This window comes from Nocardia nova (assembly GCF_002933465.1).
Classification (GTDB): domain Bacteria; phylum Actinomycetota; class Actinomycetes; order Mycobacteriales; family Mycobacteriaceae; genus Nocardia; species Nocardia nova_B.
In genome coordinates, this window is sequence record NZ_PSZE01000081.1 from 1 (window position 1) to 2,235 (window position 2,235).

Consider the following 2,235-nt stretch of genomic DNA (forward strand, 5'->3'; position numbering starts at 1 on the left):
TGTCAACGGCACGCGAACCCGGACCATCTGACGGAATCTCAATTTGGACCATCTGCTCGGCTCGGTTTGATGGTTCATTCTTCAGTTGTGCCGGCGGCGGGGACGCGGCCGAGGTCGCGGTTCTTGAGCCGGTAGCTGTCGCCTTTGAGGGCGATGACCTCGGCGTGGTGGACGAGGCGGTCGATCATGGCGGCCGCGACCACGTCGTCGCCGAAGACCTCGCCCCAGCGGCCGAAGACCTTGTTGCTGGTCACGATCAGCGAGGCGCGTTCGTAGCGGGACGAGACGAGCTGGAAGAACAGGTTGGCGGCTTCGTTCTCGAACGGGATGTAGCCGACCTCGTCCACCACCAACAGTGGGTAGCGGCCGAGCTTGATCAGTTCGGCCTGCAACCGGCCCGCGTGGTGGGCTTCTGCGAGGCGTGAGACCCATTCCGACGCGGTGGCGAACGCGACCCGATGCCCGGCTTGACATGCGCGGATCGCCAACCCGATCGCCAGGTGGGTCTTGCCCGTTCCGGGCGGCCCGAGGAACACCACGTTCTCTTTCGCGGTGACGAAGTCCAGGGTGCCCAGGTGCGCGATCACGTCGCGTTTGAGTCCGCGGGCATGCCCGAAGTCGAACTCTTCCAACGATTTCCGGTGAGGGAAGCGGGCGGAGCGGATGCGGCCCTCACCGCCGTGCGACTCGCGAGCAGAGACCTCGCGTTGCAGGCAGGCGATCAGGAATTCTTCGTGGGTCCAGTTCTCCGCGCGAGCGCGTTCAGGCAGCCGTTGGGCGGCTTCCCGCAGAGACGGAGCCTTCAACGCCCGGGTAAGGAAGCTCAGCTCGGCGGTGAAATCCCTTGTGGTGGTGGATGTTTTCGCGGTGGTTCTGGTTCTGGCTCGTGGAGGCATCAGGCCACCCCGCCTTCGAGGTCGATGCCTAGCGCGGTGTCGTAGTCGGTCAGGCATCGTTGTTCGACCTGGGGCTCGGGTGCTGGGCGCAGCACGCCGATCCGGCCGCGCCGCAGCACCTTTGCCGCCTCGATGTGTTCGGGGTCGGACAGGGTTTGATGCCACGCCCAGATCCGTTCGTGATCGGCCACGATCCGCCCACCGGAGAACACCCGAACCCGCTCCAGATCCGCGAGGATCTCGATCCGGCGCCCGATGACGCTCGGGTGCACCGAGTAGTCGTTGGAATCCAAGCGAATGTAGTGATCGCGCGGCAGCCGCGCCGAGCGACGCCACCCGGTCTCCGGCGCGACCGGCGGCAACGCCAGCATCGCCTGGCGGTCCGCGGTGATCCGATCGGTCGGTGCGCAACCCAACACCCGCCGCGGCCGGGCGTTCACCAACTCCAGCCAATCCTCGAGCTGGGTGTTGAAATCGGCTGGGCCACTGAATGATCGCCCAGGCAGGAATGACCGCTCGAGATAATCGTGGGCCCGTTCGATCATGCCTTTGGCTTCCGGATCAGCAGGTCTGCAGACCAGCACTTTCGTGCCGAGCGTTCCTCGGAATGCTTGACATTCGGCAGTCAACTCGCTGCGCCCGGCCCGCCAGCGGCCGATCGCGCCCTCGCCGTCCCAAACCAACACCCGTGGCACCGAACCTAATCGGTGGATATGAGCCCACCATCCGGCGAACAGGTCCTCCGCATGCCGGGTTGGGATCAGCACCGCCATCAACCACCGCGAATAGCCCAGCACCATCGTCAGCACCGGCAACTGTTTCGGGCCACGGACCTGCCCGAACCCGACCGGCAACTCGATCGGCGGGAACCAGAAATCGCACTGCGCGATCTCCCCAGCCACATACGTCGTCCGCGACGCGGGATCCGGCGGCAGATACGCCGGCCGCAACTCCGCGACCCGACCCGAGAGCACCCGCACCGAACGAGTCCAGCCGATCCGCTCGGCGATCACCGTGGACGGCATCGCCGGATACGCCTTGAGCAACTCCCGGATCTGCGGCTCGACCGCGTCCACGACCGACCCCTTGGCTGGACGTTGATACTTCGGCGGCCCGTCCGAGGCCAGGGCTCGCTTCACGGTGTTGCGGGACACGCCCAGCATCCGGGCGATCGCCTGGATCGGCATGCCCTCCGACCGGCGCAAACGACGAATCTCAGCCCAATCCTCCACAGCAAGCATCCCTTCGGTCCTCCCTGGCTCGGATACAGCCAGGGTCACCGACCAGGTGGTCCGTTTTGAGTTGCCGCGCGGTGGTCATTTTTCACGTGCTGCCGACA

The 2,235-nt window shown here is 65.8% G+C and carries 2 protein-coding genes; both read right to left on the reverse strand.

Annotated elements, in window-relative coordinates:
- Window positions 1-74 precede the first annotated feature (74 nt).
- Window positions 75-896: an IS21-like element helper ATPase IstB gene (istB, locus tag C5E41_RS32890; RefSeq protein ID WP_104379550.1), complete on the reverse strand. Its 822-nt coding sequence runs from the start codon at window positions 894-896 to the stop codon at window positions 75-77.
- The gene (gene istA / locus C5E41_RS32895; protein ID WP_104379551.1) at window positions 896-2,137 is read right to left on the reverse strand and encodes an IS21 family transposase; all 1,242 of its coding nucleotides are present in this window, start codon (window positions 2,135-2,137) and stop codon (window positions 896-898) included. Before istA ends, istB begins: the two co-directional genes overlap by 1 nt.
- Window positions 2,138-2,235 lie beyond the last annotated feature (98 nt).